Raw genomic sequence first — 24891 nt, forward strand, 5'->3', positions numbered from 1 at the left:
CCGCGCCCCTCAGAAGACCGACAGGCCCGTGATGGTCGTGAAGCGGTCGAGAGCGGTCACGCCCGCCACCGAGTTGCCCCGCCTGTCCAGGCCCGGGCTCCACACGCAGAGGGTGCAGCGGCCCGGGACGACGGCGACGACCGCTCCCCCGACGCCGCTCTTGCCGGGGAGCCCCACCCGGTAGGCGAAGTCACCGGCCGCGTCGTACGTGCCGCAGGTGAGCATCACGGCGTTGACCTGCTTGGCCTGACTGCGGGTCAGCAGACGGCTGCCGTCGGCGCGGAGCCCGTGCCGGGCCAGGAAGCCGGTGGCGAGGGCGAGGTCGGCGCAGGAGGCCTCCAGCGAGCACTGGCGGAAGTACTCGGTCAGCAGCTCGGGCACGGGGCCCGTGATGTTGCCGTAGGAGGCCATGAAGTGGGCGAGGGCCGCGTTGCGGTCGCCGTGGGCCGCCTCGGAGTCGGCGACCCCGGTGTCGAAGGCGAGCTCAGGGTTCCCGCTCTCGGCGCGCAGGAAGGAGAGCAGGGTTCCGGAGGCGTCGCCGGTCAGGCGGTGCAGCCGGTCGGTGACGACGAGCGCGCCGGCGTTGATGAACGGGTTGCGGGGGATGCCGTGTTCGTACTCCAACTGGACGAGGGAGTTGAACGGGTCGCCGGAGGGTTCCCGGCCGACGTGCGCCCACAGTGCGTCGCCCTCTCCGGCGAGGGCGAGCGCGAGGGTGAAGACCTTGGTGACGGACTGCGTGGAGAACGGGCGGCGCCAGTCCCCCACGCCGTAGACCGTGCCGTCGAGCTCCGCCACGGCCATGCCGAAGTCGCGCGGGTCACCCGCCGCGAGCGCGGGGATGTAGTCGGCCGGCGTACCCCGGTCGGTGAGCTCCGTGAGCTCCTCGGCGATGCGGTCGAGGACGGGCTGGAAGGAGGTGTTCGCGGTCACGCGCCGCCCCGGGCGCCCCGGTCGGCGGCCCCGGCCGGCGCGGAGAGCGCCGCGGCCAGGCCGAGATCGCCGCCGTCCGGCACGGCGAAGTAGCGGGCGACGTCGGCCTCCGTGACCTCGGCGAGGGTCGCGGGGGTCCAGTGGGGGTCGCGGTCCTTGTCGACGACCTGGGCCCGGATGCCCTCGACGAGGTCCGGGGTGGTGAGGGCCGCGCAGGAGACCCGGTACTCCAGGTCGAGGACCTCCTCCAGGGAGGCGAGGGCACGGGAGCGGCGGAGGGTGGCCAGGGTCGCCTTGAGAGCGGCCGGGGACCGCCCGAGGAGGGTCTCGGCCGTCTCCTTCGCGGCGGGCACCCCGCTCTCGAAGAGGCGCTCGACGATCTCCTCGACGGTCGGGGCGGTGTAGCAGGCGTCGATCCACTCCCGCTGCTCGGCGAGGACGCCGGCCGGCGGGGCGACGGCGTGCCGGGCGAGGGCCTCCCCGGCGGGCAGGTCCGTCAGGTCGCGAGCCAGGGCGGGCAGTTCGGCCGAGGGCACGAAGGCGTCGGCGAGGCCTGTGAGGATCGCGTCGGCGGCGCCGACGGGGGCGCCGGTGAGGGCGAGGTGGGTGCCGAGCTCGCCGGGGGCGCGGCCGAGGAGGTGGGTGCCGCCGACGTCGGGGACGAAGCCGATGCCGGTCTCGGGCATGGCGACCCGGGAGCGTTCGGTGACGACGCGGACGGAGCCGTGCGCGGAGACGCCGACGCCGCCGCCCATCACGATGCCGTCCATGAGGGCGACGTAGGGCTTCGGGTAGCGGGAGACGCGGGCGTTGAGGTGGTACTCGTCCCGCCAGAAGGCCGCGGAGGCGGAGCCCCCGGCGCGCGCGTCGTCGTGGATGGCGCGGATGTCGCCGCCGGCGCAGAGGCCTCGCTCCCCGGCGCCTTCGATGACGACCGTGGTGACGGCCGGATCGTGCTCCCAGTCCGTGAGCGCGCCGTCGACGGCGCGGACCATGGCGTGGGTGAGCGCGTTGATGGCGCGGGGCCGGTTCAGGGTGATGAACCCGGCGCGGCCCTCCGTCCGGAGGAGCACGTCGGGAGTTCCGGTCGGCACGATCACTCGGTCCCTTCGGGTGGCACGGCTCTGTGTCCCGGCCACCGTACCGGGGCGTGCCGCACCGCCCGGGACGGGGTGCGGGGGCGGGAAGGACTCATCCGCTTCTCGCGGATCCTGATTGCGCGGTGCGCGGTCCGGTGACGGCCGCTGCTCCGCGTCCTCACGCCGAGTCCTTCCCGTCACCTCCATGGAACCACCGGCGGGACAGGGGCGCGAACGCCGGTTTCCCACCGGTGTGCACGGGACGTGGCCACGGGTGGCCACGTCCCGTCGCCCGGGTCTCAGGCGGGCAGCAGGTCCTGCGGGATCCGGACCTGCCGGGGGGTGGACAGGCGCAGCTCGATGATGTCCCGGACGGTGGGCCACTCCTCGTCGAGGACCGAGTAGAAGGCCGTGTCGCGGACGGCGCCGTCGAGGCCGCGGGAGTGGGCCCGGCGGATGCCCTCGCAGGTCGCCCCGAGGCGTTCGATGGCGATTCTGGACCGGGTGTTGCGGGCGTCGGCGCGCATCGTGATGCGCCGCACCCCCCACGCCTCGAAGGCGTGCCGGAACATGAGGTACTTGGCCTCGGTGTTGATCCCGGTGCCCCGGGCGTCGCCGGCGATCCAGGTGTTGCCGATCTCGGCGGCGTCCGGGACGGCGGTCAGCGGATCGCCGTGGGGCATGCCGGGGACGGGCGGCCAGACCAGCGGGCCCCGCCAGTAGTCGAGTTCGAGGAAACGGGTCGAGCCGATGACTCGCTCGTCGGCCGTACTGACCAGGGCGAAGGGCAGGCACCGGCCTGCCGCCTGATCGGTGAGGGCACGGGCGATGTAGTCGAGGGCCGATTCGAAGCCGTCGGGTACGGGGGTGAAGGCGTAGGCCGATCGGTCCGCCCCGCCGGCCCGGGCGAGGGCTTCGGCGTGCCGCATCGCCAGCGGCTCCAGGCGCACGGAGCGCCCGGTCAGGAGAACAGGTACTGGCACGGGTCCTCGGGTCTTTCACGGGCAGGGACGACCACCACCACGGAGAGGCCGTGGCGGCAGCAGGAGGGGGTTCTCGTCCGGTGCCGACAGTGTCGTGAGAACGACAAATGAGCAGGTAAAACGGTTCGCCACCGGGTGCGAGGAGGATCAGTATGCAGCCACAACCGCTCCGAGAACAGAACCCCGGGAGAACCCGCGTCCACGCGGGAGTGAAGCCTCCGGTACGCCCGGCCCGGACGGTCTCACGGGCCGGACGGGGCCGCCCGCCAGTCGGACGGCCCTTCGGCTCAGACGCAGGTGGGATGGCCCCAGCCGTCGGCGTTCTTGGCGATGGTCTCGCCCTTGTCGTAGGCACGACCACAGCGGCAGCGGCCCGGGAATTTCGCGTTCAGGGTGCCGCCGGACGGGCGAGTCCTGCGGGCCTGACCCCCGCCGGCGCTCGGCGAGCCCGTACGGGGCGCAGAGGAGCGCGCCCGGGGCGTGGAGGCGCGTGCGGCGGGCTCCGCCGGGGGCAGCTCGGAGCCGCCCGCGGAGGCCAGGGGCTCCTGCGTCCGGGCGGAGTGACTGGCGGCGCGGTCGGCGGCGTCGTTGAGGGGGTCGCCGTCGACCTGGTGCGCGGGGACGTACACGAAGTCGACGTCCCGGCCGGTGAGCAGGGCGTCGATCCGTACGACCAGGTCCTTGTTGGCGACCGGGGTGCCCGAGGCCGTCTTCCAGCCCTTGCGGCGCCAGCCGGGGAGCCAGGTCGTGACGGCCTTCATGGCGTACTGCGAGTCCATGCGGACCTCGGCGGGCACGGCCGGGTCGAGGGCCTCCAGGAGACGCTCCAGGGCCGTGAGTTCGGCCACGTTGTTGGTCGCCCGGCCGAGGGGGCCGGCCTCCCAGCGGTCGATCGCTCCGTCGGCGCGGCCGATGACCCATGCCCAGGCCGCGGGGCCGGGGTTTCCCTTCGACGCGCCGTCGCACGCCGCGATGATCTTCTCCACCATCCCACGATCCTGACACGCCGGCGGGGGTGGGCGGTCCCACCCCCGTCGGCGCCCGGCCGGGGCCGGGTCAGAAGTCTCCGTAGTTGACCTGCCAGGTGGGCAGGCCCATCCGCCGCCACAGGGCGACGACGCGGTCGCGGTCGTCCAGGGAGACCCGGACCGCGTACCGGTGGCGGACATGGGCGTCGAAGAGCTCCGCCTTCACCAGGTCGTCGCCGCGCCCGTCGCCGGAGGGACGCATCCACAGCTCGTCGTACGGCACCTCGTGGCGGGCGAGCCAGCTCTCGGTGAGGGCCCGGTGGTCCTCGCTGCGCCCGGACAGCAGGACGATCCGGTCCTGCCGGCTCTGCCGGAAGGCCCGCAGGGCGTCGCGCACGGAGGCGTTGATCAGGTCGCGGTCGCAGCGGCTGAAGTCGTACGGGCCGCGGTCGACGCGCAGCGCGAGGGTGCCGTCGATGTCGCACAGGACGGCGGTGGGCAGGCTCGGGTCGGGGACGTAGGGCGCTCCGACGGTGGGGCGGTCGTTGAGCCAGTCCGCGGTGAGCCGCCAGCCGCCCCGCGTGGCCTTGGCGTGCTTCTCGGCGAGGATGCGGATGATCTCCTCGCCGACGGGCCGGTCGCGGGCGGCGTCGCGGCGGACGCACTCGTCGGCGGGGACGTCGGTGAAGTCGTGGACGGCGAAGGTGGCGAGGCCGCCCACGGCGGCCTTCAGCCGCTTGGGGATGTACGGGGTCAGATGCGTGTTGTCGACGACCACGTCGAAGCCGTCGTCGACGGCGGCGCGGACGGCCGCGTCCTGGATGCCGAGCACGGTCTGCTCGTGCTGGTGGGACCGGCCGCGGTCCGGCGAGGGGACGTCGAGCATGGCGCGGAGGTCGTCGAGGTTGACGCGGCGCATCCGGCCCTCGGCGGCGGCCTGGAGGGCGCGGGCGGCCGTCGTCTTGCCGGAGGCCGGGAGGCCGGTCATGAGGTGGACGACAGGCACGGTCAGTTCTCCTGGTCGTGGGCGAAGGGGTCGGTGGCCTCGGGGCGCAGCTGGCGCCACACGAGGAGGTCGGTCGGGCGGCCGTCGAGGCGCAGGAAGAGGAGGGCGCGCAGGGCGCGGTCGGTGAGGCCCGCGGCGGCGCGGGCGAAGGCCGCCCGGTCGCCGGCGAGGTGGGCGAGGCGTGCGTAGGCCTCGTCGACGGCCCGCTCGCGGTCCGCCGCGGCCGTCTCCAGCCGGGTGATCACCTCGCGCACCCAGGCGTCGAACTCGTCCGGGACCTGTTCGAGGAGGGCGTCCAGGGGCTTGCCTCCGGAGGCCTCGACGTCGGTGAGGGCGCAGCCGAGGCCCTTGGCCAGCTCGCCGGCCGGGAGGCCGGCGAAGCGCTGGATGCCGTGGCCGCGCCAGATGTCGCGCTCGGTGACGCCGGTGAGCACCTTGTGCAGGCGCACGTACTCGCTGAGCTTGGCCTTGGCGCGCAGGCCGGAGGCGAAGCGCAGGACGAAGCCCTCGGCGTCGGTGCCGGTGGCCCGTGCGCCGCCGGGGAGCGTGTTGGACTCGGTGAGGGCGACGAGCTCGTCGACGCGCATGGCGGGCCAGGTGCGGACGACGGAGCCGAGGGGGCGCCAGCCCTCGGCGGCCTCGGCGAGGGGCAGTTCGGTGCCGTCCGGGCGGAAGGCGGCGAGCAGCACGAGGTCGCGGCGCTCGCCGTAGTTCACGACGATGCGGTTGCCCGGGTAGAGCATCTCGGCGAGGTAGGTGACGCCGGAGGTCAGGCCCGTGGTGTCGGCGGCGTCGAGCCGGCGCTGGGCCCAGGTGGCCTGGCCGCTGGTGAAGGAGCCCTTGGAGGCGACGTGCCAGCGGTCGGCGTAGTGGAACACCACGGCGAGGCTGCCGTCGACCTTGTCGTAGACCTCGAAGGGCTCGTCGGGGAGCGGCGGCGCGTAGGGGCGTCCGCCGGCGTGTTCGGAGAGGTTGAAGAACTTGGGGAGGGGGAGCGCCACGATCCGCCCGGTGGTGTCGTCGGCGACGAGCCCGCGGCAGCGGGTGGTGGCCCGGTTCCAGTGCTGGGCGTACTGGCACGCGCGCGTGTAGGTGTAGATCGACAGCGGCAGCTCGGGGTGCCGCTTGCGCGTGACGTGCCCGTCGGTGATCGCCGCGGCGAGCTCGTCGGACGGCATCAGGTCGTGCAGAGTCAGGGTCGCCTGGCTCATGGGGTCCCTCCCGTGTGGTTCGGTGATCCATTCTCCGGGGGAAGGGCGCCGGAGGACACCGAATTTCATGGGAGGGCACGGGTGCGGGGTGCCGATCCGGCTCCCGAACCGGGGCGTGTCGGTGGTGCCCCGTAGACTCGCCGTCTGCCCGTCGGTGACGGATCCGGCGCAGACAGAGGAAGCGAGCCCCATGAACCACGCGGACGGCACGGCACCGATCTACGCCGAGCTCATACGGGAGCGGGGGGACGTTCCCGGTGACGTCCGTCAGGTCGCCGAGGAGGTCATGCGGGATCTGAGCCGCGTGATCCAGATGCCTCCGCAGGGGATCCCGGGGCAGCAGGGCGCCGTCGCGCACGCCGGTGTGGCGCACCCCGGTGCCGGTGGCCCGATGGGCGTCGGCGGACCCGGGGGCATGGTGGGCCAGGCGGGCGCCGTCGTCCCGCACCGGCCGATGCGCTGACCCCGTCCCCGGTTCCCGAGCTGGCTTCCGGGCCGTTGTCGGTGGCGTGCGGCATGCTGCCTCCCGAGGTGGCCCGAGCCGCGCGGTGGACGGGTCTCGTACGGTGACACAGGGGATGACGACATGGCCGAGGTACTGCTCTTCCACCACTCGCTGGGCCTGACGGAGGGCGTCCGCGCGTTCGCCGACGGGCTGCGGCGGGCCGGGCACACGGTGCACCTGCCCGACCTGTACGACGGCCGTACGTTCCGGGAGCTCGAGGCCGGCGTCGGGTACGCGCAGGAGGTCGGTTTCGACACGATCGTCGCGCGGGGCGAGAAGGCGGCCGAGGGCCTGCCCGAGGCGATCGTGTACGCCGGGTTCTCGCTCGGCGTCCTGCCCGCGCAGAAGCTGGCGCAGACCCGGCCCGGGGCCGTCGGCGCGCTGCTGTTCAGCGCCTGTGTGCCGGTCGGCGAGTTCGGCGCGGCCTGGCCGGAGGGCGTGCCCGCGCAGGTGCACGGCATGGACGCCGATCCGTTCTTCGTCGGCGACGGGGACCTGGAGGCGGCCCGCGCCCTGGTGGCGGGCGCCCGGGACCGGGAGCTGTTCCTGTACCCGGGGACGGCCCACCTGTTCGCCGAGGTCGGCACGGCCGACCACGTGCCGGAGGCGACCGCGCTGTGCGCCGAGCGGGTCCTGTGCTTCCTGGACGCCCTCGACCGCTGAGCCTCGCGGGCCGTCCTCGCGGGCCGTCCTGGCGGTCCGTCCTGCGGTCCGTCCTCGCGGGCCGGTCCTCGCGGCGCGGCGGGGTCAGCCGATCGGTGGACCCCTGTGTCGGCCGTCCCTCCGTCCGGGAGGGGCCGGGCGGCGGACCGGGGTGAGCGGGTCGCGGGCGGAGGATCGGGGCAGGGCGCGGACCCCCGGCGGGGCCGTCCGCGCGGTCGCCGTACCGAGGAGTCCGTCATGCCGAAGTTCCGCCGTTCGTCCCGTGCCGCCCGGGTGCTGGTGCCCGGCGCGGTGGCTGTGGTCCTGCTCGCGGGCTGCGCCCGGGGCTCCGGGGGGACCGCCTCGGCCGCCGGCACCACGGCACCCGCCGGGGCCTCCCCGTCCGCCGGACCGTCGGCCCCCGGCGCCTCCGTCCCGCCCGCCACCGGAGCACCCGCCCCGGGCACGCTGCTCGTCACCGACTTCGGCTCCGACACGGTCACCTTCGTCGACCCGGCGCGGGGCGCCACCGGTTCCGTGAAGGTCGGCACCGCTCCGTACGGCCTGGTCGTCGGCGGGGACGGGCGGGCCTGGGTGGCGACCGCCGAGGGCGTGGCCGTCGTGGACACGGCGAGCCGCGAGCGCCTCGCGCTGATTCCGTACCGGACGGACACCGGGCCGGTGACCACCGGTGAGTACCGGGGCGGCGGCATGGGCATCGCGCTCGCCCCGGACGGGCGGCGGGTGTACGTGGGGGTCAACGTGCCCGGCGGGAACGGCACCCTGGAGGTCGTCGACACGGCGGCGCTGGAGGTCACGGACGTCGTCCCGGTCGGCCGGCGCCCGTTCGACGTGGACGTCTCGCGGGACGGCGCCGAGGTGTACGCGACGAACCACGACTCGTTCGACGTGACGGCCGTCGCGGCGGGTACGCTCGCACCGCGCCGGATCGAGGTGGCCCCGTACGGCACGGAGGGCGGGCTCGGCTCCTGGCTCAAGCCGCACTACACCGCCGTGCGGCCCTCGGACGGGAAGCTGCTGCTGCCCTTCGAGGGCGAACGGCTCGCGGTGGTCGATCCCCGGACGGGCCGGACGACGATCGAGCGGATGACCGCGAACACCCATCAGCACGGCACCACCGTGACCGCCGACGGCACGCTGCTCACGGTCGGCACCGGACCGATCGACCCGTCCGAGGACGAGGGGCCCTCCCTGACGGTGCGCACGCCCGGCGGCGCCGAGCGGGTCTACCCGCTGGAGGGCCCGCACGAGAGCCTCGCCGTGTCCGCGGACGGCCGCACCGCCTATGTGACGGGCGGCTTCACCCGGGACGGGTACTGGGACGGTCTGAGCGTCGTCGACCTCGACACGGGTGACACCCGCCGGCTTCCGGCGGGCTCGCGACCGCTGGGCATCGTGGTCCTCTGACGCCCGCCGGGCCGCAGCCCCTCAGCGCTGGGGCGGCAGCACCGTGAGGACGCGCTCCACGAAGGCCTTGAAGTCGGCCATGAAGTCGGTGAGGAACTGCTGGGTCGTCGGGTCGGTGACCTCGCCGTCCTCGTCGAACAGCCCGGGGGTGAACTGGATGTACGCCTCCGGGGCGTTCATCTGTGGGGAGTTGCAGAAGCTGAGCACCGAGCGGAGGCTCTGCTGGGCGACGGCCGTGCCGATCTTGCCGGGCGAGGTGCCGATGACGGCGGACGGCTTGTGGGTGAAGGAGTTGGTGCCCCAGGGGCGGCTGGCCCAGTCGATGGCGTTCTTGAGACCGCCGGGGATGGACCGGTTGTACTCGGGGGTGACGAAGAGGACCGCGTCGACGGCCGCGATGGCCTCCTTGAGGGCCCTGCCCTCCGGCGGGTAGTCGGCGTCGAAGTCGTGGTTGTACAGCGGGAGGTCCTTGATGGGGATCTCCCCGAACTCCAGGCCCGGCGGTGCCACGCGCAGGAGGGCGCGGGACAGGATCCTGTTGATGGACTTCTCCGACAGGCTGCCGACGAAGTAGCCGACCTTGTACGTGGTCATGCGCGCTGTTCCGCCTTCCGTGGGGGCCGTGCGGTCTCCTTCCGCAACGTAACCCGAAGAGCGATACACAACCAATCACGATAAAAAGGGTGAAACGACGCTCATACGGAAGGGCGGACAGCGTGACGCGACCGAGGATCCTCGTGGTGGGCGCCGGTTTCGCCGGAGTGGGCTGCGTACGGCGGCTCGAACGGCGGCTCAGGGAGCGGGAGGCGATGATCACGCTCCTGTCGCCGTTCGCGTACCAGCTGTACCTGCCCCTGCTCCCCCAGGTCGCCGCGGGCGTCCTGACCCCGCAGTCGGTCGCCCTGTCGCTGCGGCGCAGCCGGCGGCACCGGACCCGGATCGTCCCGGGCGGTGTGGTCGGGATCGACACGGCGGCGAAGGTCTGTGTGGTGCGGACGATCTCCGGCGAGTACGTGACGGAGCCGTACGACCATCTGGTGCTCGCGCCCGGCAGTGTGACCCGCAGCTTCGACATCCCGGGACTCGCCGAGCACGCGCGCGGGATGAAGACGCTCGCGGAGGCCGTGTACATCCGGGACCACGTCATCGCCCAGCTGGACCTGGCGGACGCGAGCAACGACGACGAGGAGCGGGCCGCGCGGCTGCGGTTCGTCGTGGTCGGCGGCGGTTACGCGGGGACGGAGACGGCGGCCTGCCTCCAGCTGCTCACGTACAACGCGGTCAAGCGGTACCCCCGGCTCGACCCCGCCCTCATCAAGTGGCACCTGGTGGACATCGCGCCGAAGCTGATGCCGGAGCTGGGCGACAAACTGGGCGCCGCCGCCATGGACATCCTCACGAAACGCGGCATCGAGGTGTCCCTCGGCGTGTCGGTGGCCTCGGTGGACGACGAGAACGTGACGCTCACGGACGGGCGGGTGCTGCCGAGCCGGACGCTGATCTGGACGGCCGGGGTGGCCGCGAGTCCGCTGATCGGCACGCTCGGCGCGGAGACCCTCCGGGGCCGGCTCGCCGTCTCGGCGGAGATGGACGTGCCGGGGCTCGACGGGGTGTGGGCGCTCGGCGACGCGGCGGCGGTCCCCGATCTCGCCAAGGGCGAGGAGGGGGCGATCTGCCCGCCCACCGCCCAGCACGCGATGCGGCAGGGCAAGGCGGTCGCCGACAACCTGGTCGCGCGCCTGCGGGGCGAGCCGACCCACCCGTACACGCACAAGGACCTGGGCCTCGTGGTGGACCTGGGTGGGATGGACGGGGTGTCGAAGCCGCTCGGCGTGGAGCTGCACGGGGCTCCCGCGCAGGCCGTGGCGCGCGGCTACCACTGGGCGGCGCTGCGGACCAACGTGGCCAAGACCCGGGTGATGACGAACTGGCTGCTCAACGCGGTCGCGGGCGACGACTACGTACGGACCGGGTTCCTGGCCTCGAAGGCGGGGACGCTGCGGGACTTCGAGTACACCGACGCGTATCTGACGCCGGAGCAGGTCCGTGAGCACACGGGGTCGTTCCGCGGGGCGGTCGGGTCGGGCGACGGGAAGTGACCGGTGCGGCGCCGGGAGCGTGCTCCCGGCGCCGCGGGTCCGGTCACCGCGCCAGCACCGCCGCCGGGCCCATGACGACGACGGGGTCCGCGGCCGGGTCGAGGGCGCGCAGGAGCGTGCGCAGCGCTTCCCGCTCCAGAGCGATGCAGGCCTGCGTGGGTCCGCCGTGGTCGACGTGGATCCAGACGCCGCCGCCCTTCTCCTCGCCGAGGGGGCGTTCCTTGTCGAGCGGTGTGCGGCCGGGCACCCGGTTGTAGTCGATGGCGATCACATGGTCGAAGGAGCCTTCGAGGGGTTCGCCGGAGAAGCCGGTGCCGCTGATGGCGAACTCCTCGTCCTCGTCGTACGGGAGCCGGGAGCCGGGGTCGGGCAGCAGGCCGCCCGCGTCGCCGATGCCGAAGACCCCGATGGGGGTGCGCAGGTCGCCGGCGTTGTGGTCGTCGGTCCAGCCCTCCAGGGCGTTGTGCGCGGGCCAGGGTCCCGCGGCCGCGGTCCACCGGCCGGACGGGTCGCGCCGGTAGAGGGTGGCGGTGGCCGTGCTGGAGTCCGCGGTCCCGCCGGTGACGACGAAGGCCTGGGCCGCGCCGTCGGGCACGAGGGCCTGGGTGGCGGCGCCGAGGCCGGGGATCCGGGGTGTGGGGACCGGGGCGGAGGCGAGGTTGTTGCCGGCGCCCGCGGCCGGCGGGGCCGGGGCGGGTCGGGCGTCGCCCGGGACGGGTGCGTGCGTGGGGGTGGGTGCGGCGGGCGCGGGTGGGGTGGGGCTCGCGCAGCCGGTGAGCAACAGGGCCGCGCACAGTGTGCCGGCGCTCAGCAGCGCGGGGGCGCCCTTGCGGACGGGCATGGGACGGCATCCTCCTGGCCGGGGGCAGTGGTGGCGATCCGTACCCGTTCGGCGTGCGGTGCTGCCGCCGTGCCCGCGCGCTCACCCGGACGGACGCGTTTCCCCGGTCCGGAACGAGGTTGACCGGACGGCCCCGGCACGCTTGTCTGCGGGCATGAGTGATTGTCGTATCGAACAGGCGCGGACCGAGGAGCAGCTCGCCGACTGGCGGGCCGTGCACAACACGATCATCCCCACGGCGGTGCTCTCCACCGAGGACGTGCGGGAGCGCGCGGGCCGGAACCGGCTGGACGTCGCGTACCTCGGGGACGTGGCGGTGGGGTGTTCGACGGTGCGCCCGCCGGACGAGGAGACCCCGGCGGCGACCGTGATCGCGCGGACGCTGCCCGGGTACCGGGGGCGGGGGTTCGGGACCGCGATGTACGAGCGGGGCCTGGCGCACGCGCGGACGCTGAGCGACGAGGGCGTGGAGACGGTGGTGCTCGCCTCGAACGAGGAGGGGCTGCGGTTCGCGCTCGCGCGCGGGTTCGTCGAGGTGGAGCGGTACGTGCTGCCGGGTGACACGATTCCGTTCGTGGCGCTGCGCCTGGCCTGACGGACACCCATCCTGACGATCCGTCAGAACATGTCGTCGCGGGTCTGGGAACCTCCGGCGCCCGGCGCTACCCTCCGCGCATGATTCGGACGGTGGTGTGGGGTACCGGAAACGTGGGTCGCGCGGCCATTCGCGCCGTGGACGCCCATCCGGGGCTCGAACTCGCGGCCGTGCTCGTGTCCGACCCGGCCAAGGTGGGCCGTGACGCGGGGCGGCTCGCGGGGCTCGGACGCGATCTCGGGGTGGCGGCGCGCGACGACGTCGGCGCCGTGCTGGACGGGCGGCCGGGGGCGGTGGTGTACGCGGCCTCCGGCGACACCCGGCCCGACGGGGCGCTCGCCGACGTGGCCCGGGCGGTGGCGGCGGGCGCGGCAGTGGTGACGCCCGCCCTGTATCCGCTGTACGACCAGCGCAACGCGCCGCCCGAGTTCCGGGATCCGGTGCTCGCGGCGGTCGCCGAGGGCGGCGGTTCGCTCTTCGTGTCGGGCGTCGACCCGGGCTGGGGCAACGACGTGCTGCCGCTCCTGGTGAGCGGCCTGGCCGCCACGGTGGACGTGATCCGCTGCCAGGAGATCTTCGACTACTCGACGTACGAGCAGGAGGAGTCGGTCCGGGAGCTGGTGGGGATGGGCCGGCCGATGGAGTACGAGCCGCCGATGCTGTGGCCCTCCGTGCCGACCATGATCTGGGGCGGTCAGATACGGCTGATGGCCCGCGCGCTCGGGGCCGAGGTCGACGAGATCCGGGAGACGCTGGAGCGGCGCCCGCTGGAGTCCTCGGTGAAGACGCGCACCATGGGCGTCTTCGAGGCGGGGACGCAGGGCGCGGTCCGGTTCGAGGTGCAGGGGATCGTCGGCGGGGAGCCCCGCATCGTGATCGAGCACGTCACCCGGATCCATCCCTCGTGCGCGCCGGACTGGCCGGTGCCGCCGGACGGGGCGGGCGCGCACCGGGTGATCGTCGAGGGCAGCCCCCGGATCGAGGTGACGGTGGCGGCGACCGACGAGGGCGAGAACCGGTCGGCGGGCGGGAACGCCACGGCGGTGGGACGGCTCGTCGGGGCGATCGAGTGGCTGGTGGCGGCGGAGCCGGGACTGTACGACGCGCTGGACGTGCCGCTGCGGCCGGCGGTCGGGAAGCTGGGAAGGAGACCGTTGTGATCATCGACATTCCCGAGGGCCAGGAGCCGATCGGGTACGTGTGGGGCGACATGGTCCCGGAGATCGGGACGGCGGCGGCGAACTTCTCGCTGTCGGTGTACGCGCACACGTCCCTGGGGCTGCGCGAGTTCGAGGCCGCCCGGCTGAGGATCGCGCAGATCAACGGCTGCGGCTTCTGTCTGGACTGGCGCACCGACCGGGACGGGGTGAAGGTCGAGGAGGGGTTCGACGAGCTCGTCGCGGCGTGGCGGGAGACGGAGGTCTCGGAGGCCTTCGACGAGCGGACGCGGCTCGCGGCGGAGTACGCGGAGCGGTACGCGCTCGACCACCACGGCCTCGACGAGGAGTTCTGGGCGCGGATGACGGCGCGGTACAGCCAGGCGGAGATCGTGGAGCTGACGATGAGCCTGGGGTCGTGGCTGGCGTTCGGGCGGCTCAACCGGGTGCTCGGCCTCGACACGGTGTGCGTGCTGCCGACGCACTGAGGCGCGCGAAGAGGGGCCGGCCGGGGATCCGGCCGGCCCCTCTCTCGCGTGGGGGCGGTCAGAAGTCCTCGGCGACGATCGTCTCGATGTTGCGCTCGGCGAGGGCGGTGATGGTGACGAACGGGTTGACGCTGGTGTTGCCCGGGATCAGGGAGCCGTCCATGACGTAGAGGCCCTGGTAGCCGTGGAGGCGCCCGTGGTTGTCGGTGGCCCGGTCGAGGACGGCGCCGCCGAGCGGGTGGTAGGTGAGGTGGTCGCCCCAGATCTTGTAGGCACCGAAGAGGTCGGTCCGGTAGATCGTCCCCTCCTTGCTGTTGATCTTGTCGAAGATGGACTTGGCCATGTCGATGGACGTCTGCTTCCAGGCCCGGTCCCAGCTCAGGTCGACCTTGCCGGTGGCCGGGTTCCAGGTGAACTCGGCGCGGCGCGGGGTGCGCGTGATGGAGAGGTAGAAGGAGGCGTAGGTCTCGATGCCGGTGGGCAGCGGGGCGACCTCGGCGAAGGCGCCGCCGGCGTCCCAGTTGTCGATGCCCGCGGTGGGCATGGAGGACTGGAGCTTTCCGGTGGGGTCCCACATGTGGTTGGCGCGGCCGCACATGACGTTGCCGTTGTCGCCCCAGCCCTTGCCGATGTGCTCGTTCAGCGCGGGCAGGGCGCCGGTCGCCTTCAGGCGGGTGAGGAGCTTGCTGGTGCCGACGCTGCCCGCGGCGAAGAAGACCCGGTCGGCGCGGACGGTCTTGGTGACGAGGGTGGCGCCGGTGGTGTCGATCTGGTCGATGACGACGGTGTAGCCGCCCGCGGCCGCCGGGCTGACCGAGGTCACCCGGTGGAGGGGCGAGACGTTCACGCGCCCGGTGGCGGCGGCCTGGGCGAGATAGGTCTTCTGGAGGCTCTTCTTGCCGGCGTTGTTGCCGTAGATGACCTCGCCCTCCAGGGCGGACTTCTGGACGGCCCCGGCGGCCTCCTGCTTCATGTAGTCCCAGTCGTAGACGTTGGGCACGAAGACGAAGGGGAAGCCGGAACGCTGGGCGTGCTTGCGGCCGACCCGGGCGTACTGGTAGCAGTCCTGACTCTCCCACCAGTTGACGTCCACCGAGCTGACGCCCAGGCCCGCGTTGGCGCGCGGGTAGTAGGTGGCGTACATCTCGGCCGGATCGACGGTCGGGAGGATCGCCGGGAAGCGCTCCCGGACCGGGGTGACGGCCATGCCGCCGTTGACGAGGGAGCCGCCGCCGACGCCGCGCCCCTGGTAGACGGTGATGCCGGCAAAGTCCTCGGCGTCGAGGATGCCGGTGTGGACCGGCACGTCCTTGTCGAGCGGGAAGCCGAGGAACTGGCTCAGCGGCTGCTTGGTGCGGGTGCGCAGCCAGAAGGACCGGTAGTCCGGCTTGGTGGTGTTGGCGAAGATCTTGCCGTCCGGGCCGGGGGTGTCCCAGGCCATGCCCATCTCGATCATGTGGACGTCGACGCCGGCGCGGGCGAGCCGCAGGGCGGCGACGGAGCCGCCGTAGCCGGTGCCGATGACGAGGGCGCGCACCTGGGAGCCGTCGGGGATGGGGGTGCAGTTCAGGCCGGGGACCTCGGCTCGGGCCGGGGCCGTGATCGTTCCGGCGAGGGCGGCGGCGCCGAGAACAGAACCTGTTCCCGCAAGAAATCTGCGGCGGCTTACCCCGTGATCTCCCTGGGCGGACAAGGGGTGTTCACTCATGTGATCTTCCTCACTCGCGAGTGAATGGGAACACGTTCTACGACTGCCCGCCAAGGAAGTCACGAGAAACTGCCGGGTAACTTAAGGCCGGAGAGGCCCTCTTGATCGCCTGTGCTACGGAAGCGGCGCGGGCCCGCGCCGCCGGGGCGGCTCCGCCCGTCCCGTGGACCGGACGCCGTGTCAGGCGAGGGCCGGGCCCGGGGCGCCGGTGAGACGCTCGGGGGTGAGGAGTTCGGCGAGGCGCTCCGCGGGCAGCAGACCCTTCTCCACGGTGAGTTCGACGACCCCGCGGCCGGTGGCGAGGGCTTCCTGCGCGATGGCGGTGGCGGCGGTGTAGCCGAGGTGGGGGTTGAGCGCCGTGGCGAGGCCGATGGAGTTCTCCACGGCCGCACGGAGCGCCTCGGTGTTGGCGGTGATGCCGCTGACACAGCGCTCGGCCAGGGTCAGGCAGGCGGCGCGGAGGGAGAGCAGGCTCTTCGAGAGGGCGTGGAAGATGACCGGCTCGAAGGCGTTGAGCTGGAGCTGTCCCGCCTCGGCGGCCATGGTGATGGTGATGTCGTTGCCGATCACCTCGAAGGCGACCTGGTTGACGACCTCGGGGATCACCGGGTTGACCTTGCCGGGCATGATGCTGGAACCGGCCTGCACCGGCGGCAGGTTGATCTCGCCGAGGCCCGCGCGGGGCCCGGAGGAGAGCAGCCGCAGGTCGTTGCAGGTCTTGGACAGCTTGACCGCGATGCGCTTGAGGACGCCGGAGAGCTGGACGAAGGCGCCACAGTCCTGGGTGGCCTCGATGAGGTTGGCGGAGGTCACGAGCGGCAGGCCGGTCAGTCCGGCCAGGTTGCGGCGGGCCGTCTCGGCGTAGCCGGGGGCGGCGTTGAGGCCGGTGCCGATGGCGGTGGCCCCGAGGTTGATCTCGTGGATGAGCTCGATCGCCTCGGCGAGTCGTCCGCGGTCCTCCTCCAGCATCACGGCGTACGTGGAGAACTCCTGGCCGAGCGTCATGGGCACCGCGTCCTGGAGCTGGGTGCGGCCCATCTTGACGACCTCGCGGAACTCCAGGGCCTTGGCGGCGAAGGCGTCCTGGAGCACGGCCATGGCCTTCAGGAGCTCACGGGCGGCGCCGATCGCCGCGATGCGGATCGCGGTCGGGTAGACGTCGTTGGTGGACTGGCCGAGGTTGACGTCCTCGTTGGGGTGGAGCCGGCCGTAGTCGCCCTTGGCGTGGCCGAGGAGCTCCAGGGCGCGGTTGGCGACGACCTCGTTGGCGTTCATGTTCGTGGAGGTGCCCGCCCCGCCCTGGACGACGTCCACGACGAACTGGTCATGGAGGTGTCCGGTACGGATCTCCCGGCAGGCGCCGGCTATGGCGGCGGCCTTGTCGGAGGGGAGCAGGCCGAGCTCCTCGTTGGCGCGGGCGGCGGCCTCCTTGACTGCGGCGAGGGCGTCGATCAGGAGGGGGTAGACCGAGATGGGCGTACCGGTGATGGCGAAGTTCTCGGTGGCGCGCAGCGTGTGGACGCCCCAGTAGGCGTCGGCGGGGACGTCCCGGTCGCCGAGCAGATCGTGCTCGCTGCGGACGGGGACGTCGTGCGGGGCCGGTGCGGGAACCATGAGGGGCCGTCCTTGGGGAGGGAGGAGAGGGGAGGGGTGTTGTACGTGGGAGGCACAGGGGCACCCGCGACGGCCGCACGGGGGCGTACGGGCGTCGGCTGGGCCACGCGGGCGCGTGCGGGCGTCTGCGGGGCACGCGGGCGTGTGCGGGGCTCGGCGGGCCACGCGGGTGCGTGCGGGGACTCGGTGGCGGTCACGCGGGCACGGGCCCTCGGCCGGTTCCGGGCGTGGCGGAGCCGCCGGGCGGTCCCGCCAGGACACGGAGCGCCGGTGGGGGAGATTGATTCCGGCTCGCGGGCGGGCGGGGGGGGGGCGCCGTCCGCGAGCCGGGGTTCTGGGGGTGTGCCGGGCTCTACACCCGGGCGGCGACCGCCGACGCGGACCGGGAGCCACCGGTCGCGAGGGCCGGCTCGATGCGGACCGGACCTTCGAGGAGGCGGCGCAGGAGCGCGGTGCCACGGGCGGGGTCGCCCGCGCCGACGCTGTCCTCGGCGAGGAGCGTGGCGAGGAGGGCGATACGTGCCTGGCCGGCCCGGAGGGTGCCGGTGAGCAGGGCCCCGGAGGCGACGAGGTCGACCGCGCCGCCCCCGGTGTATATCTCGGCCAGCGGTCCGGCGGGGACGCGGGTCGTCACGGCGACGAGGACGCCCCCGGCGACCGCGTCGGCCACGGCGTCGGCGATCTCGGGGGTGGCGTTGCCCGCTCCGGTGGCGACGAGCACGACGCCCCGGGCGCCGGCGGTGACGGCGGCGTTCAGGAGGAACGGGTCGCCGTCGGAGTGGTGCGTGATGATGTCGACCCGCGGCAGCGGGGTGGCGTCGGGGCCGGGAGCCGCGGTCCGCGCGGCGGCCGGCAGGGGCAGCGGGGCGGGGCGCTCGGGCTGCCGCTCGATGTCGACGCGGGAGAACCCGACGCGGCCGAGGCGCTCGGCGGAGGGGTCGGAGAAGGCGTCGGCCGCGAGGGTCTGGGTCTTCACGGTGCCGCGCGCCGCGTGCACGCGGCCGTCGAACACGACGAGGACGCCGAGGTCGCGGACGGAGGCGGCGACCTGGAGCGCGTCGTAGAGGTTGCCGGGGCCGTCGCCGTCGCCCGTGCCGAAGGGCCGCTGGGCGCCGGTGAGGACGACCGGGCGGGGGTCGGCGTGGTGGAGGTCCAGGAGGAAGGCGGTCTCCTCCAGGGTGTCCGTGCCGTGGGTGACGACGATGCCGTCGACGCCGGGGTCGGCGAGGGTCTCGTGGACGGTGCGCAGGAGCGCGAGCTGATGGGCCGAGGTCATGCGGGAGCTGTTCACGTTGAACAGGTCGACGACCTCGACGGTGACGCCCTCGGGAAGGGGTGCGGTGGCCAGGACGTCGTCGCCCGAGGCGTCGGCCGCGTAACCGGTGCCCTGCCAGCGGCTGGCGATCGTGCCCCCGGTGCTGATGACGACGATCCGGCGCTCTCCCCCGTCGTTCGTCCGCTTCATGCCTGCCGTCCTTACTCCGTACCCATTTCTCCTGCGTTCGCAACGATAGGACAGGGAGCGCGCAAGGCGATTGCGAAATCAGCCCCCTGCTTGTTTCATCGTGGTAGATAATTGCGCCATGGACCGGATCGATCTCCACATCTTGCGCGAGCTCCAGAGCGACGGCCGACTGAGCAACCAGGAGCTGGCCCAGCGGGTCGGGCTCAGCCCCTCCCCCTGTCTGCGCCGGGTGCGCCAGCTGGAGCAGGACGGGGTGATCCAGGGCTATCGGGCGATCATCGATCCGGCGGCGGTGGGGCGCGGCTTCGAGGTCCTCGTCTCGGTGGAGGTGCGGCGGGACCGGGAGACGGTGGAGGCCTTCGAGGAGGCGCTCCAGGACGTGCCGGACGTGATCGAGGCGTACCGGCTGTTCGGGAGCCCCGGCTGTCTGCTGCGGATCGCCGTGGCGGACCTCGCGGCGTACGAGCGGCTGTGGATCGAGCGGCTGACGACCCTGACCGGGGTCACCGAGGTCAACTCGCAGATCATCATGAAGCGGATCAAGGAGCCGAAGGGGATGCCGGTGGACGTCCGGGGCGCCTGAGGCTCCGGGGGCATCGGGGGAACGGATCAGGTTCCGCTCTATGCGAGAACGTCATGGAACAGCCTCCTCCCCGTTACATGACAGGTACCTGACGTGTGCCACCCTCCCGGTGACACGAAGTCAACACGCGTAGACAGCAGGGGCGTCGAGCCGCCGCCCGCCGTCCGACGCGTGCCGTCCCCGGGAAAGGGCCCCCCATGTCCGTTGTGCGGATCGGCAGATGGAAGGTGTGGGCGGCGGCGGTAGCCGCCACCCTCGTCGGCATCACGCTCCCCGCGGTCACCGCGACCCCCGCGAGCGCCACGACCACCGCGTACGACGCCACGTACTACAAGAACGCGATCGGCAAGACCGGCACGAGCCTCAAGTCCTCGCTGCACACCATCATCAGCAGCCAGAGCAAGATCTCGTACGACGCGGTCTGGAACGCGCTGAAGAACACCGACCAGGACCCGAACAACACCAACAACGTGATCCTGCTCTACAGCGGCACCTCGCGCAGCAAGTCCCTGAACGGGGGCGCCGTCGGCGACTGGAACCGCGAGCACACCTGGGCCCAGTCGCACGGCAACTTCGGCACGTCCGCCGGACCGGGCACCGACCTGCACCACCTGCGCGCCTGTGACGTGCAGGTCAACAGCACCCGGGGCAACAAGGACTGGGACAACGGCGGCAGCGCGGTCAGCGGCGCGCCCGGCAGCTACACGGACAGCAACTCGTTCGAGCCGCGGGACGCCGACAAGGGCGACGTGGCCCGCATGATCCTCTACATGGCCGTCCGTTACGAGGGCGGCGACGGCTTCCCCGACCTGGAGCCCAACGAGTCGTCCACCAACGGCAGCGTCCCCTTCCACGGGCGCCTCTCGGTCCTGAAGCAGTGGAACGAGCAGGACCCGCCGAGCGCCTTCGAGGAGCGCCGCAACGACGTCATCTACTCCAGCTACCAGGGCAACCGGAACCCGTTCATCGACCACCCCGAGTGGGTCGAGGCGATCTGGTAGCCCCCGCGGCACGGACGTGACGGAGCCGGGCCGGGTGCGACGCACCCGGCCCGGCTCCCGCCATGTCGGCTGCTACGCCTGACCGCTCCCGGCGCCTTCAAACGCGAAATCGCGGATCGTCTCACGTTTCTGACAGGCCGATCGCGAGAACCCAAAGCCGTTACCTGTCCGTTATAAACGGTGATTTCGACCGAGTCTGCCCGCATTTTCCGTACCCCCGGGCGGACATTCCCGCCACGGAACGCGTCGGCGCACCTATCACACCCACCCCACCCCGAACAAGATCTCCGCCCCAGGAAGTTCAGCGGTCCGCTCGGTAACTTCGGCGCCCATGACCACTGCCCCCCTGACATCCCCGACCAGCGGCGTCTCCGTCGGGCCGGCCGAGATCGCGGACGGCGCCGAGCTCTGGCGGATCGCACGCGGCTCGGGAGAACTCGACCTCAACTCGCCGTACAGCTATCTGCTGTGGTGCCGCGACTTCGCCGACACGACCGCCGTCGCCCGTGACTCCTCCGGACGACCCGTCGGCTTCGTCACCGGCTACCTGCGGCCCGACGCGCCCGGGACGCTCTTCGTCTGGCAGGTCGCCGTGGAGGGTTCGCACCGCGGAACCGGGGTAGCCGGGACCCTGCTCGACGCTCTGTCCGCCCGGGTGGCGGCCGAGCACGGACTCGACCGGGTGGAGGCGACCGTCACTCCGGGGAACCAGGCGTCCGACCGGCTCTTCCGGTCCTACGCCCGACGGCACGGGGCGGACCTGACACGCGAGGTCCTCTTCCCGTCCGCCTCATTCCCCGGGTCCGGACACGAGGCCGAGGTGCTGTACGGCATCGGCCCCCTCGCATCCCCGGCGTCCTGAGCCGGCCCCGCGCCGCCACTCCGCTTCGCCCGTCCCCTCACCCCTCCCCCGCACCCCACTCTGGAGAAGAGACTTCGTGACCCTGACCGAGATCGCCGCCCCCTCCGTCTTCGAGACCGTCGAATCCGAGGTCCGCAGCTACTGCCGTGCCTGGCCCGTCGTCTTCGAACGCGCCGCGGGGAGCCGGCTCTACGACGAGGACGGCCGTCCGTACCTGGACTTCTTCGCCGGGGCGGGCTCGCTCAACTACGGCCACAACAACCCCGTGCTCAAGCGTGCCCTCCTCGACTACCTCGCCGACGACGGCATCACCCACGGCCTCGACATGTCGACGACCGCCAAACGCGCCTTCCTGGAGACCTTCCGCGGCACCGTCCTGGAGCCCCGCGCCCTGCCCTACAAGGTGATGTTCCCCGGCCCCACGGGTACCAACGCGGTGGAGGCCGCCCTCAAGCTCGCCCGCAAGGTCACCGGACGCCAGACGGTCGTCTCCTTCACCAACGCCTTCCACGGCATGTCGCTCGGCTCGCTGGCCGTCACCGGCAACGCCGCCAAGCGCGCCGGAGCGGGCGTCCCGCTGCACCACGCCGCCCGGATGCCCTTCGACGACTACCTCGACGGTCAGGTCACCGACTTCCTCTGGTTCGAACGGCTCCTGGACGACGCCGGATCCGGCCTCGACCACCCGGCGGCCGTGATCGTCGAGACCGTCCAGGGCGAGGGCGGCATCAACGTCGCACGGGCCGAGTGGCTGCGCGCCCTGGCGGAGCTCTGCCGCCGGCACGAGATGCTCCTCATAGTCGACGACATCCAGATGGGCTGCGGACGCACCGGCGACTTCTTCTCCTTCGAGGAGGCGGGCATCACGCCCGACATCGTCACCCTGTCCAAGTCCATCAGCGGCTACGGCCTGCCCATGTCCCTCTGCCTCTTCCGCCCGGAGCTCGACCTGTGGGAGCCCGGCGAGCACAACGGCACCTTCCGCGGCAACAACCCCGCCTTCGTCACCGCCACGGCCGCCCTCGACGCCTACTGGCGCGACGACGCCCTGCGCCGTCGCACCCTCGGCCGGGCCGACCGAATGGAGCGCGCCCTGCTCGACCTGTGCGGCGACGACGAGGGCACCGGCCTGGCGGTGCGCGGCCGGGGCCTCGTCTGGGGCCTGGAGTTCGCCGACGGGGAGCGCGCGGAGGCCGTGTGCCGGCGGGCCTTCGAGACCGGTCTGCTCCTGGAGACGTCGGGGCCACGCGGCGAGGTGGTCAAGCTGCTGCCCCCGCTGACGGCGACGGACGACGAACTCGACGAGGGCCTCGGGATCCTGGCCCGTTCCGTCCGCCACGCCGCCCTCCGCCGCGCCGCCTGATCACCCCGCCACGGAAAGGCCACCGACCATGATCGTCCGCACCTTCGACGAGCTCGAGAACACCGACCGGCACGTGAGGGCCGCCTCCGGGACCTGGGAGAGCAAGCGCATCGTCCTCGCCCGCGAGCAGGTCGGGTTCTCCCTCCACGAGACCGTGCTGTACGCCGGGACCGAGACCTCCATGTGGTACGCCCACCACGTCGAGGCCGTCGTCTGCACCGCCGGCGAGGCCGAGCTCACCGACCACGAGTCCGGGCGCACGTACACGATCCTGCCCGGAACCATGTACCTCCTCGACGGGCACGAGCGCCACACCCTCAGGGTCAAGCGGGACTTCCGCTGCCTGTGCGTCTTCAACCCGCCCGTCACCGGCCGCGAGGACCACGACGAGAACGGCGTCTACCCACTCCTCACCGAACCCGGTCAGGCCTGACGCTCCCCACACCTGATTCCGTACGCGAAAGGAAGGCGTCCCACCCCATGGTCTCCGCACCCACCCGCCCCGTCGACCTCTACCCCACCCGCGGCTCCCGGGAGGAACTCATCGGCCGCAAGGACCCCGTGGTGTGGTCCGAGCCCGGCACGCCGGGCCCGTTCTGGGCCCGGGAACTGGAGGAGTACGACCGCGACGGCTTCGTCACGGTGGACGAGCTCGTCACCCCGGACGAGGTCGACGCGCTCCGCGCCGAGCTGGACCGGCTCGTCGCCGACCCCGCCGTGCGGGCGGACGAGCGGGCCGTCGTCGAGCCCCGCTCGCAGGAGATCCGCTCCGTCTTCGAGGTGCACCGCATGAGCGAGGTCTTCGGCCGGCTGGCCGAGGACCCGCGGGTCGTCGGGCGGGCCCGCCAGATACTCGGCTCCGACGTCTACGTCCACCAGTCACGGGTCAACGTCAAGCCCGGCTTCGGCGCCAGCGGCTTCTACTGGCACTCCGACTTCGAGACCTGGCACGCCGAGGACGGCCTGCCCCGGATGCGTACCGTCTCGGTCTCGATCGCGCTCACCGCGAACCACACCACCAACGGCAGCCTCATGATCATGCCGGGCTCGCACCGCACCTTCCTGGGCTGCGCCGGCGAGACGCCCGAGGACAACTACAAGCAGTCGCTGCGGATGCAGGACGCGGGGACACCGTCCCACGAGGCGCTCACCACCTTCGCCGACGCCTGCGGCATCCGGCACTTCACGGGTCCGGCGGGATCGGCCACCTGGTTCGACTGCAACGCCCTGCACGGCTCGGGCGACAACATCACCCCGTACCCCCGGAGCAATGTCTTCCTCGTCTTCAACAGCGTCGAGAACGCGCCCGAGGCCCCCTTCGCCGCCCCGGTCCGCCGTCCCTCCTTCATCGCCGCGCGCCCCGGGGACCGGACGTGACCGGTGCCGCGCCGTTCGGCCGCCGCCGCTTCCTCACCCGGGCGTCGCTCCTCGGCGGGCTCGCCCTCGCGGCCGGGCCGTTGACCGCGTGCACGCGCACCCAGGCCGGGACGGGAGCGCCCGCCGACGACGGGAAGCTGCTCGCGACCCTGCGCGAACAGGGCTTCGTGCGCGTCGGGTTCGCCGGCGAGGCGCCGTACGGCTTCCAGGACCGCGGCGAACTCGCCGGCGAGGCCCCCACGCTGCACCGCGAGATCTTCACGGCGCTCGGCGTGCGCGAACTGCGCCCGACGCTCACGGAGTTCGGCGCGCTGATCCCCGGACTGCTCGCCGGCCGGTTCGACGTGGTCAGCGCGGGCATGGCGATCACCCCGGAGCGCTGCGCCAAGGTGATCTTCTCCGAGCCGGAGTTCGTCTCCCCCACCGCCCTCATGGTCCGCCGGGGCAATCCGAAGGGGGTGAGCGACCTGAAGTCCTGTGCGGCGAAGGGCGCCACCGTCGGGGTGCTGACCGCCGCGGTGGAGGCGTCCTACGCGAAGGCGGCGGGCGTGCCCGACGGGTCGGTGAAGACGCTCGCCAAGCAGCAGGACGGGCTCGACGCCCTCCTGGCCGGCCGGATCGACGCCTTCGCCCTGACCGCCATCTCCCTGCGCTGGCTCGCCCGGACGAACGAGGGCGCGCCGGTGGAGGTGGGCGAGGCGTTCGTCCCGGTGGTCGACGGCGCCCGGCAGCTCGGCGCGGGCGGGGCCGTGTTCCGGCCGGGGGCGGACGGACTCCGCGACGCCTTCGACCGTGAGCTGCGGAAGATCACCGGATCCCCCGAGCGCTTCGTCGGGCTCGTCGGGAAGTACGGCTTCACCGCGCGCGAGGTGCCGCCCCGCTCGCTGCGGACCGCCGACCTGTGCGGCGCCGGGTGAGGGGTGGCCGGCGTGGCTGACGTCCTGCCCGCGGGAACCGGCTCCCTGCCCGTCGCGGCCGGCTTC

General features: G+C 72.9%; 25 protein-coding genes. 14 read left to right on the plus strand and 11 right to left on the minus strand.

Translation table 11 applies throughout. From position 1 onward, the window contains the following. Nucleotides 1–9: 9 nt before the first annotated feature. The 6 genes from ACN9MM_RS03905 to ACN9MM_RS03930 all read right to left on the minus strand — a co-directional run bounded on the left by ACN9MM_RS03905 (nt 10) and on the right by ACN9MM_RS03930 (nt 6180). Complete coding sequence (locus ACN9MM_RS03905; RefSeq protein ID WP_426362294.1) at nt 10–933, minus strand: glutaminase; 924 nt, start codon at nt 931–933, stop codon at nt 10–12. Continuing rightward, entirely contained in the window at nt 930–2033 is a 1104-nt protein-coding gene (locus ACN9MM_RS03910) for an enoyl-CoA hydratase/isomerase family protein (RefSeq protein WP_426362295.1), read from the minus strand. The genes ACN9MM_RS03905 and ACN9MM_RS03910 overlap by 4 nt, the downstream gene beginning before the upstream one ends. A gap of 278 nt (nt 2034–2311) precedes the next feature. Next, nucleotides 2312–2995: a GNAT family N-acetyltransferase gene (locus tag ACN9MM_RS03915; protein WP_426362296.1), complete on the minus strand. Its 684-nt coding sequence runs from the start codon at nt 2993–2995 to the stop codon at nt 2312–2314. Nucleotides 2996–3282: 287 nt separating this feature from the next. Then, nucleotides 3283–3984 carry a ribonuclease H family protein gene (locus tag ACN9MM_RS03920; protein ID WP_426362297.1) on the minus strand — a complete coding sequence of 234 codons (702 nt, stop codon included), beginning with the start codon at nt 3982–3984 and terminating at the stop codon, nt 3283–3285. A 67-nt stretch (nt 3985–4051) separates the two neighbouring features. Continuing rightward, nucleotides 4052–4969 carry an AAA family ATPase gene (locus ACN9MM_RS03925; RefSeq protein ID WP_426362298.1) on the minus strand — a complete coding sequence of 306 codons (918 nt, stop codon included), beginning with the start codon at nt 4967–4969 and terminating at the stop codon, nt 4052–4054. A gap of 2 nt (nt 4970–4971) precedes the next feature. Next, nucleotides 4972–6180: an RNA ligase gene (locus tag ACN9MM_RS03930; protein WP_426362299.1), complete on the minus strand. Its 1209-nt coding sequence runs from the start codon at nt 6178–6180 to the stop codon at nt 4972–4974. Between the two features lie 190 nt (nt 6181–6370). Here ACN9MM_RS03930 and ACN9MM_RS03935 point away from each other — a divergent pair, with 190 nt between their 5' ends. From ACN9MM_RS03935 to ACN9MM_RS03945, 3 genes are all read left to right on the plus strand, one after another. Beyond that, a complete protein-coding gene (locus ACN9MM_RS03935; RefSeq protein WP_426362300.1) occupies nt 6371–6643 on the plus strand; it encodes a hypothetical protein in 273 nt (90 codons plus the stop codon). Between the two features lie 123 nt (nt 6644–6766). Then, nucleotides 6767–7348, plus strand: a complete 582-nt coding sequence (locus ACN9MM_RS03940; RefSeq protein ID WP_426362301.1) for a dienelactone hydrolase family protein — start codon at nt 6767–6769, stop codon at nt 7346–7348. A 237-nt stretch (nt 7349–7585) separates the two neighbouring features. Further along, on the plus strand, nt 7586–8755 hold the full coding sequence (locus ACN9MM_RS03945) for a YncE family protein (protein ID WP_426362302.1): 1170 nt from the start codon (nt 7586–7588) through the stop codon (nt 8753–8755). Between the two features lie 21 nt (nt 8756–8776). Here ACN9MM_RS03945 and ACN9MM_RS03950 read toward each other — a convergent pair whose 3' ends face one another. Continuing rightward, the gene (locus ACN9MM_RS03950; protein WP_426362303.1) at nt 8777–9349 is read right to left on the minus strand and encodes an NADPH-dependent FMN reductase; all 573 of its coding nucleotides are present in this window, start codon (nt 9347–9349) and stop codon (nt 8777–8779) included. A gap of 122 nt (nt 9350–9471) precedes the next feature. Here ACN9MM_RS03950 and ACN9MM_RS03955 point away from each other — a divergent pair, with 122 nt between their 5' ends. After that, nucleotides 9472–10854: an NAD(P)/FAD-dependent oxidoreductase gene (locus tag ACN9MM_RS03955; protein ID WP_426362304.1), complete on the plus strand. Its 1383-nt coding sequence runs from the start codon at nt 9472–9474 to the stop codon at nt 10852–10854. A 43-nt stretch (nt 10855–10897) separates the two neighbouring features. Here ACN9MM_RS03955 and ACN9MM_RS03960 read toward each other — a convergent pair whose 3' ends face one another. Further along, nucleotides 10898–11695 carry a hypothetical protein gene (locus ACN9MM_RS03960; protein WP_426362305.1) on the minus strand — a complete coding sequence of 266 codons (798 nt, stop codon included), beginning with the start codon at nt 11693–11695 and terminating at the stop codon, nt 10898–10900. Nucleotides 11696–11849: 154 nt separating this feature from the next. Between ACN9MM_RS03960 and ACN9MM_RS03965 the strand changes: the two genes are divergently transcribed. The 3 genes from ACN9MM_RS03965 to ACN9MM_RS03975 all read left to right on the plus strand — a co-directional run bounded on the left by ACN9MM_RS03965 (nt 11850) and on the right by ACN9MM_RS03975 (nt 13935). Continuing rightward, the gene (locus tag ACN9MM_RS03965; protein ID WP_426362306.1) at nt 11850–12290 is read left to right on the plus strand and encodes a GNAT family N-acetyltransferase; all 441 of its coding nucleotides are present in this window, start codon (nt 11850–11852) and stop codon (nt 12288–12290) included. An 80-nt stretch (nt 12291–12370) separates the two neighbouring features. Next, complete coding sequence (locus ACN9MM_RS03970; RefSeq protein WP_426362307.1) at nt 12371–13450, plus strand: dihydrodipicolinate reductase; 1080 nt, start codon at nt 12371–12373, stop codon at nt 13448–13450. Then, the gene (locus ACN9MM_RS03975; RefSeq protein WP_426362308.1) at nt 13447–13935 is read left to right on the plus strand and encodes a carboxymuconolactone decarboxylase family protein; all 489 of its coding nucleotides are present in this window, start codon (nt 13447–13449) and stop codon (nt 13933–13935) included. Before ACN9MM_RS03970 ends, ACN9MM_RS03975 begins: the two co-directional genes overlap by 4 nt. Before the next feature lie 58 nt (nt 13936–13993). Here the strand turns inward: ACN9MM_RS03975 and ACN9MM_RS03980 are convergent, their stop codons facing one another. The 3 genes from ACN9MM_RS03980 to ACN9MM_RS03990 all read right to left on the minus strand — a co-directional run bounded on the left by ACN9MM_RS03980 (nt 13994) and on the right by ACN9MM_RS03990 (nt 18722). Beyond that, nucleotides 13994–15643 (minus strand): GMC oxidoreductase, encoded by a 1650-nt coding sequence (locus ACN9MM_RS03980; protein ID WP_426362309.1) that lies wholly within the window; start codon nt 15641–15643, stop codon nt 13994–13996. A 180-nt stretch (nt 15644–15823) separates the two neighbouring features. After that, nucleotides 15824–17257 (minus strand): aspartate ammonia-lyase, encoded by a 1434-nt coding sequence (locus ACN9MM_RS03985; protein WP_426362310.1) that lies wholly within the window; start codon nt 17255–17257, stop codon nt 15824–15826. Between the two features lie 352 nt (nt 17258–17609). Then, entirely contained in the window at nt 17610–18722 is a 1113-nt protein-coding gene (locus ACN9MM_RS03990) for an asparaginase (protein ID WP_426362311.1), read from the minus strand. 118 nt (nt 18723–18840) lie between these two features. Between ACN9MM_RS03990 and ACN9MM_RS03995 the strand changes: the two genes are divergently transcribed. From ACN9MM_RS03995 to ehuB, 7 genes are all read left to right on the plus strand, one after another. Beyond that, nucleotides 18841–19305: an Lrp/AsnC family transcriptional regulator gene (locus ACN9MM_RS03995; RefSeq protein WP_426362312.1), complete on the plus strand. Its 465-nt coding sequence runs from the start codon at nt 18841–18843 to the stop codon at nt 19303–19305. A 197-nt stretch (nt 19306–19502) separates the two neighbouring features. Then, nucleotides 19503–20306, plus strand: a complete 804-nt coding sequence (locus ACN9MM_RS04000) for an endonuclease I family protein (protein WP_426362313.1) — start codon at nt 19503–19505, stop codon at nt 20304–20306. Nucleotides 20307–20637: 331 nt separating this feature from the next. Next, entirely contained in the window at nt 20638–21168 is a 531-nt protein-coding gene (ectA, locus tag ACN9MM_RS04005) for a diaminobutyrate acetyltransferase (protein ID WP_426362314.1), read from the plus strand. 82 nt (nt 21169–21250) lie between these two features. Beyond that, nucleotides 21251–22531, plus strand: coding sequence for a diaminobutyrate--2-oxoglutarate transaminase (gene ectB / locus ACN9MM_RS04010; protein ID WP_426368667.1), 1281 nt, complete (start codon nt 21251–21253; stop codon nt 22529–22531). Nucleotides 22532–22559: 28 nt separating this feature from the next. Next, the gene (locus ACN9MM_RS04015; protein WP_382858906.1) at nt 22560–22964 is read left to right on the plus strand and encodes an ectoine synthase; all 405 of its coding nucleotides are present in this window, start codon (nt 22560–22562) and stop codon (nt 22962–22964) included. A gap of 47 nt (nt 22965–23011) precedes the next feature. Next, nucleotides 23012–23908, plus strand: coding sequence for an ectoine hydroxylase (gene thpD / locus ACN9MM_RS04020; RefSeq protein WP_426362315.1), 897 nt, complete (start codon nt 23012–23014; stop codon nt 23906–23908). Continuing rightward, on the plus strand, nt 23905–24825 hold the full coding sequence (gene ehuB / locus ACN9MM_RS04025) for an ectoine/hydroxyectoine ABC transporter substrate-binding protein EhuB (protein ID WP_426362316.1): 921 nt from the start codon (nt 23905–23907) through the stop codon (nt 24823–24825). The genes thpD and ehuB overlap by 4 nt, the downstream gene beginning before the upstream one ends. Nucleotides 24826–24891 lie beyond the last annotated feature (66 nt).

The sequence above is a fragment of the Streptomyces sp. E-08 genome, from assembly GCF_049913095.1.
Lineage (GTDB): Bacteria > Actinomycetota > Actinomycetes > Streptomycetales > Streptomycetaceae > Streptomyces.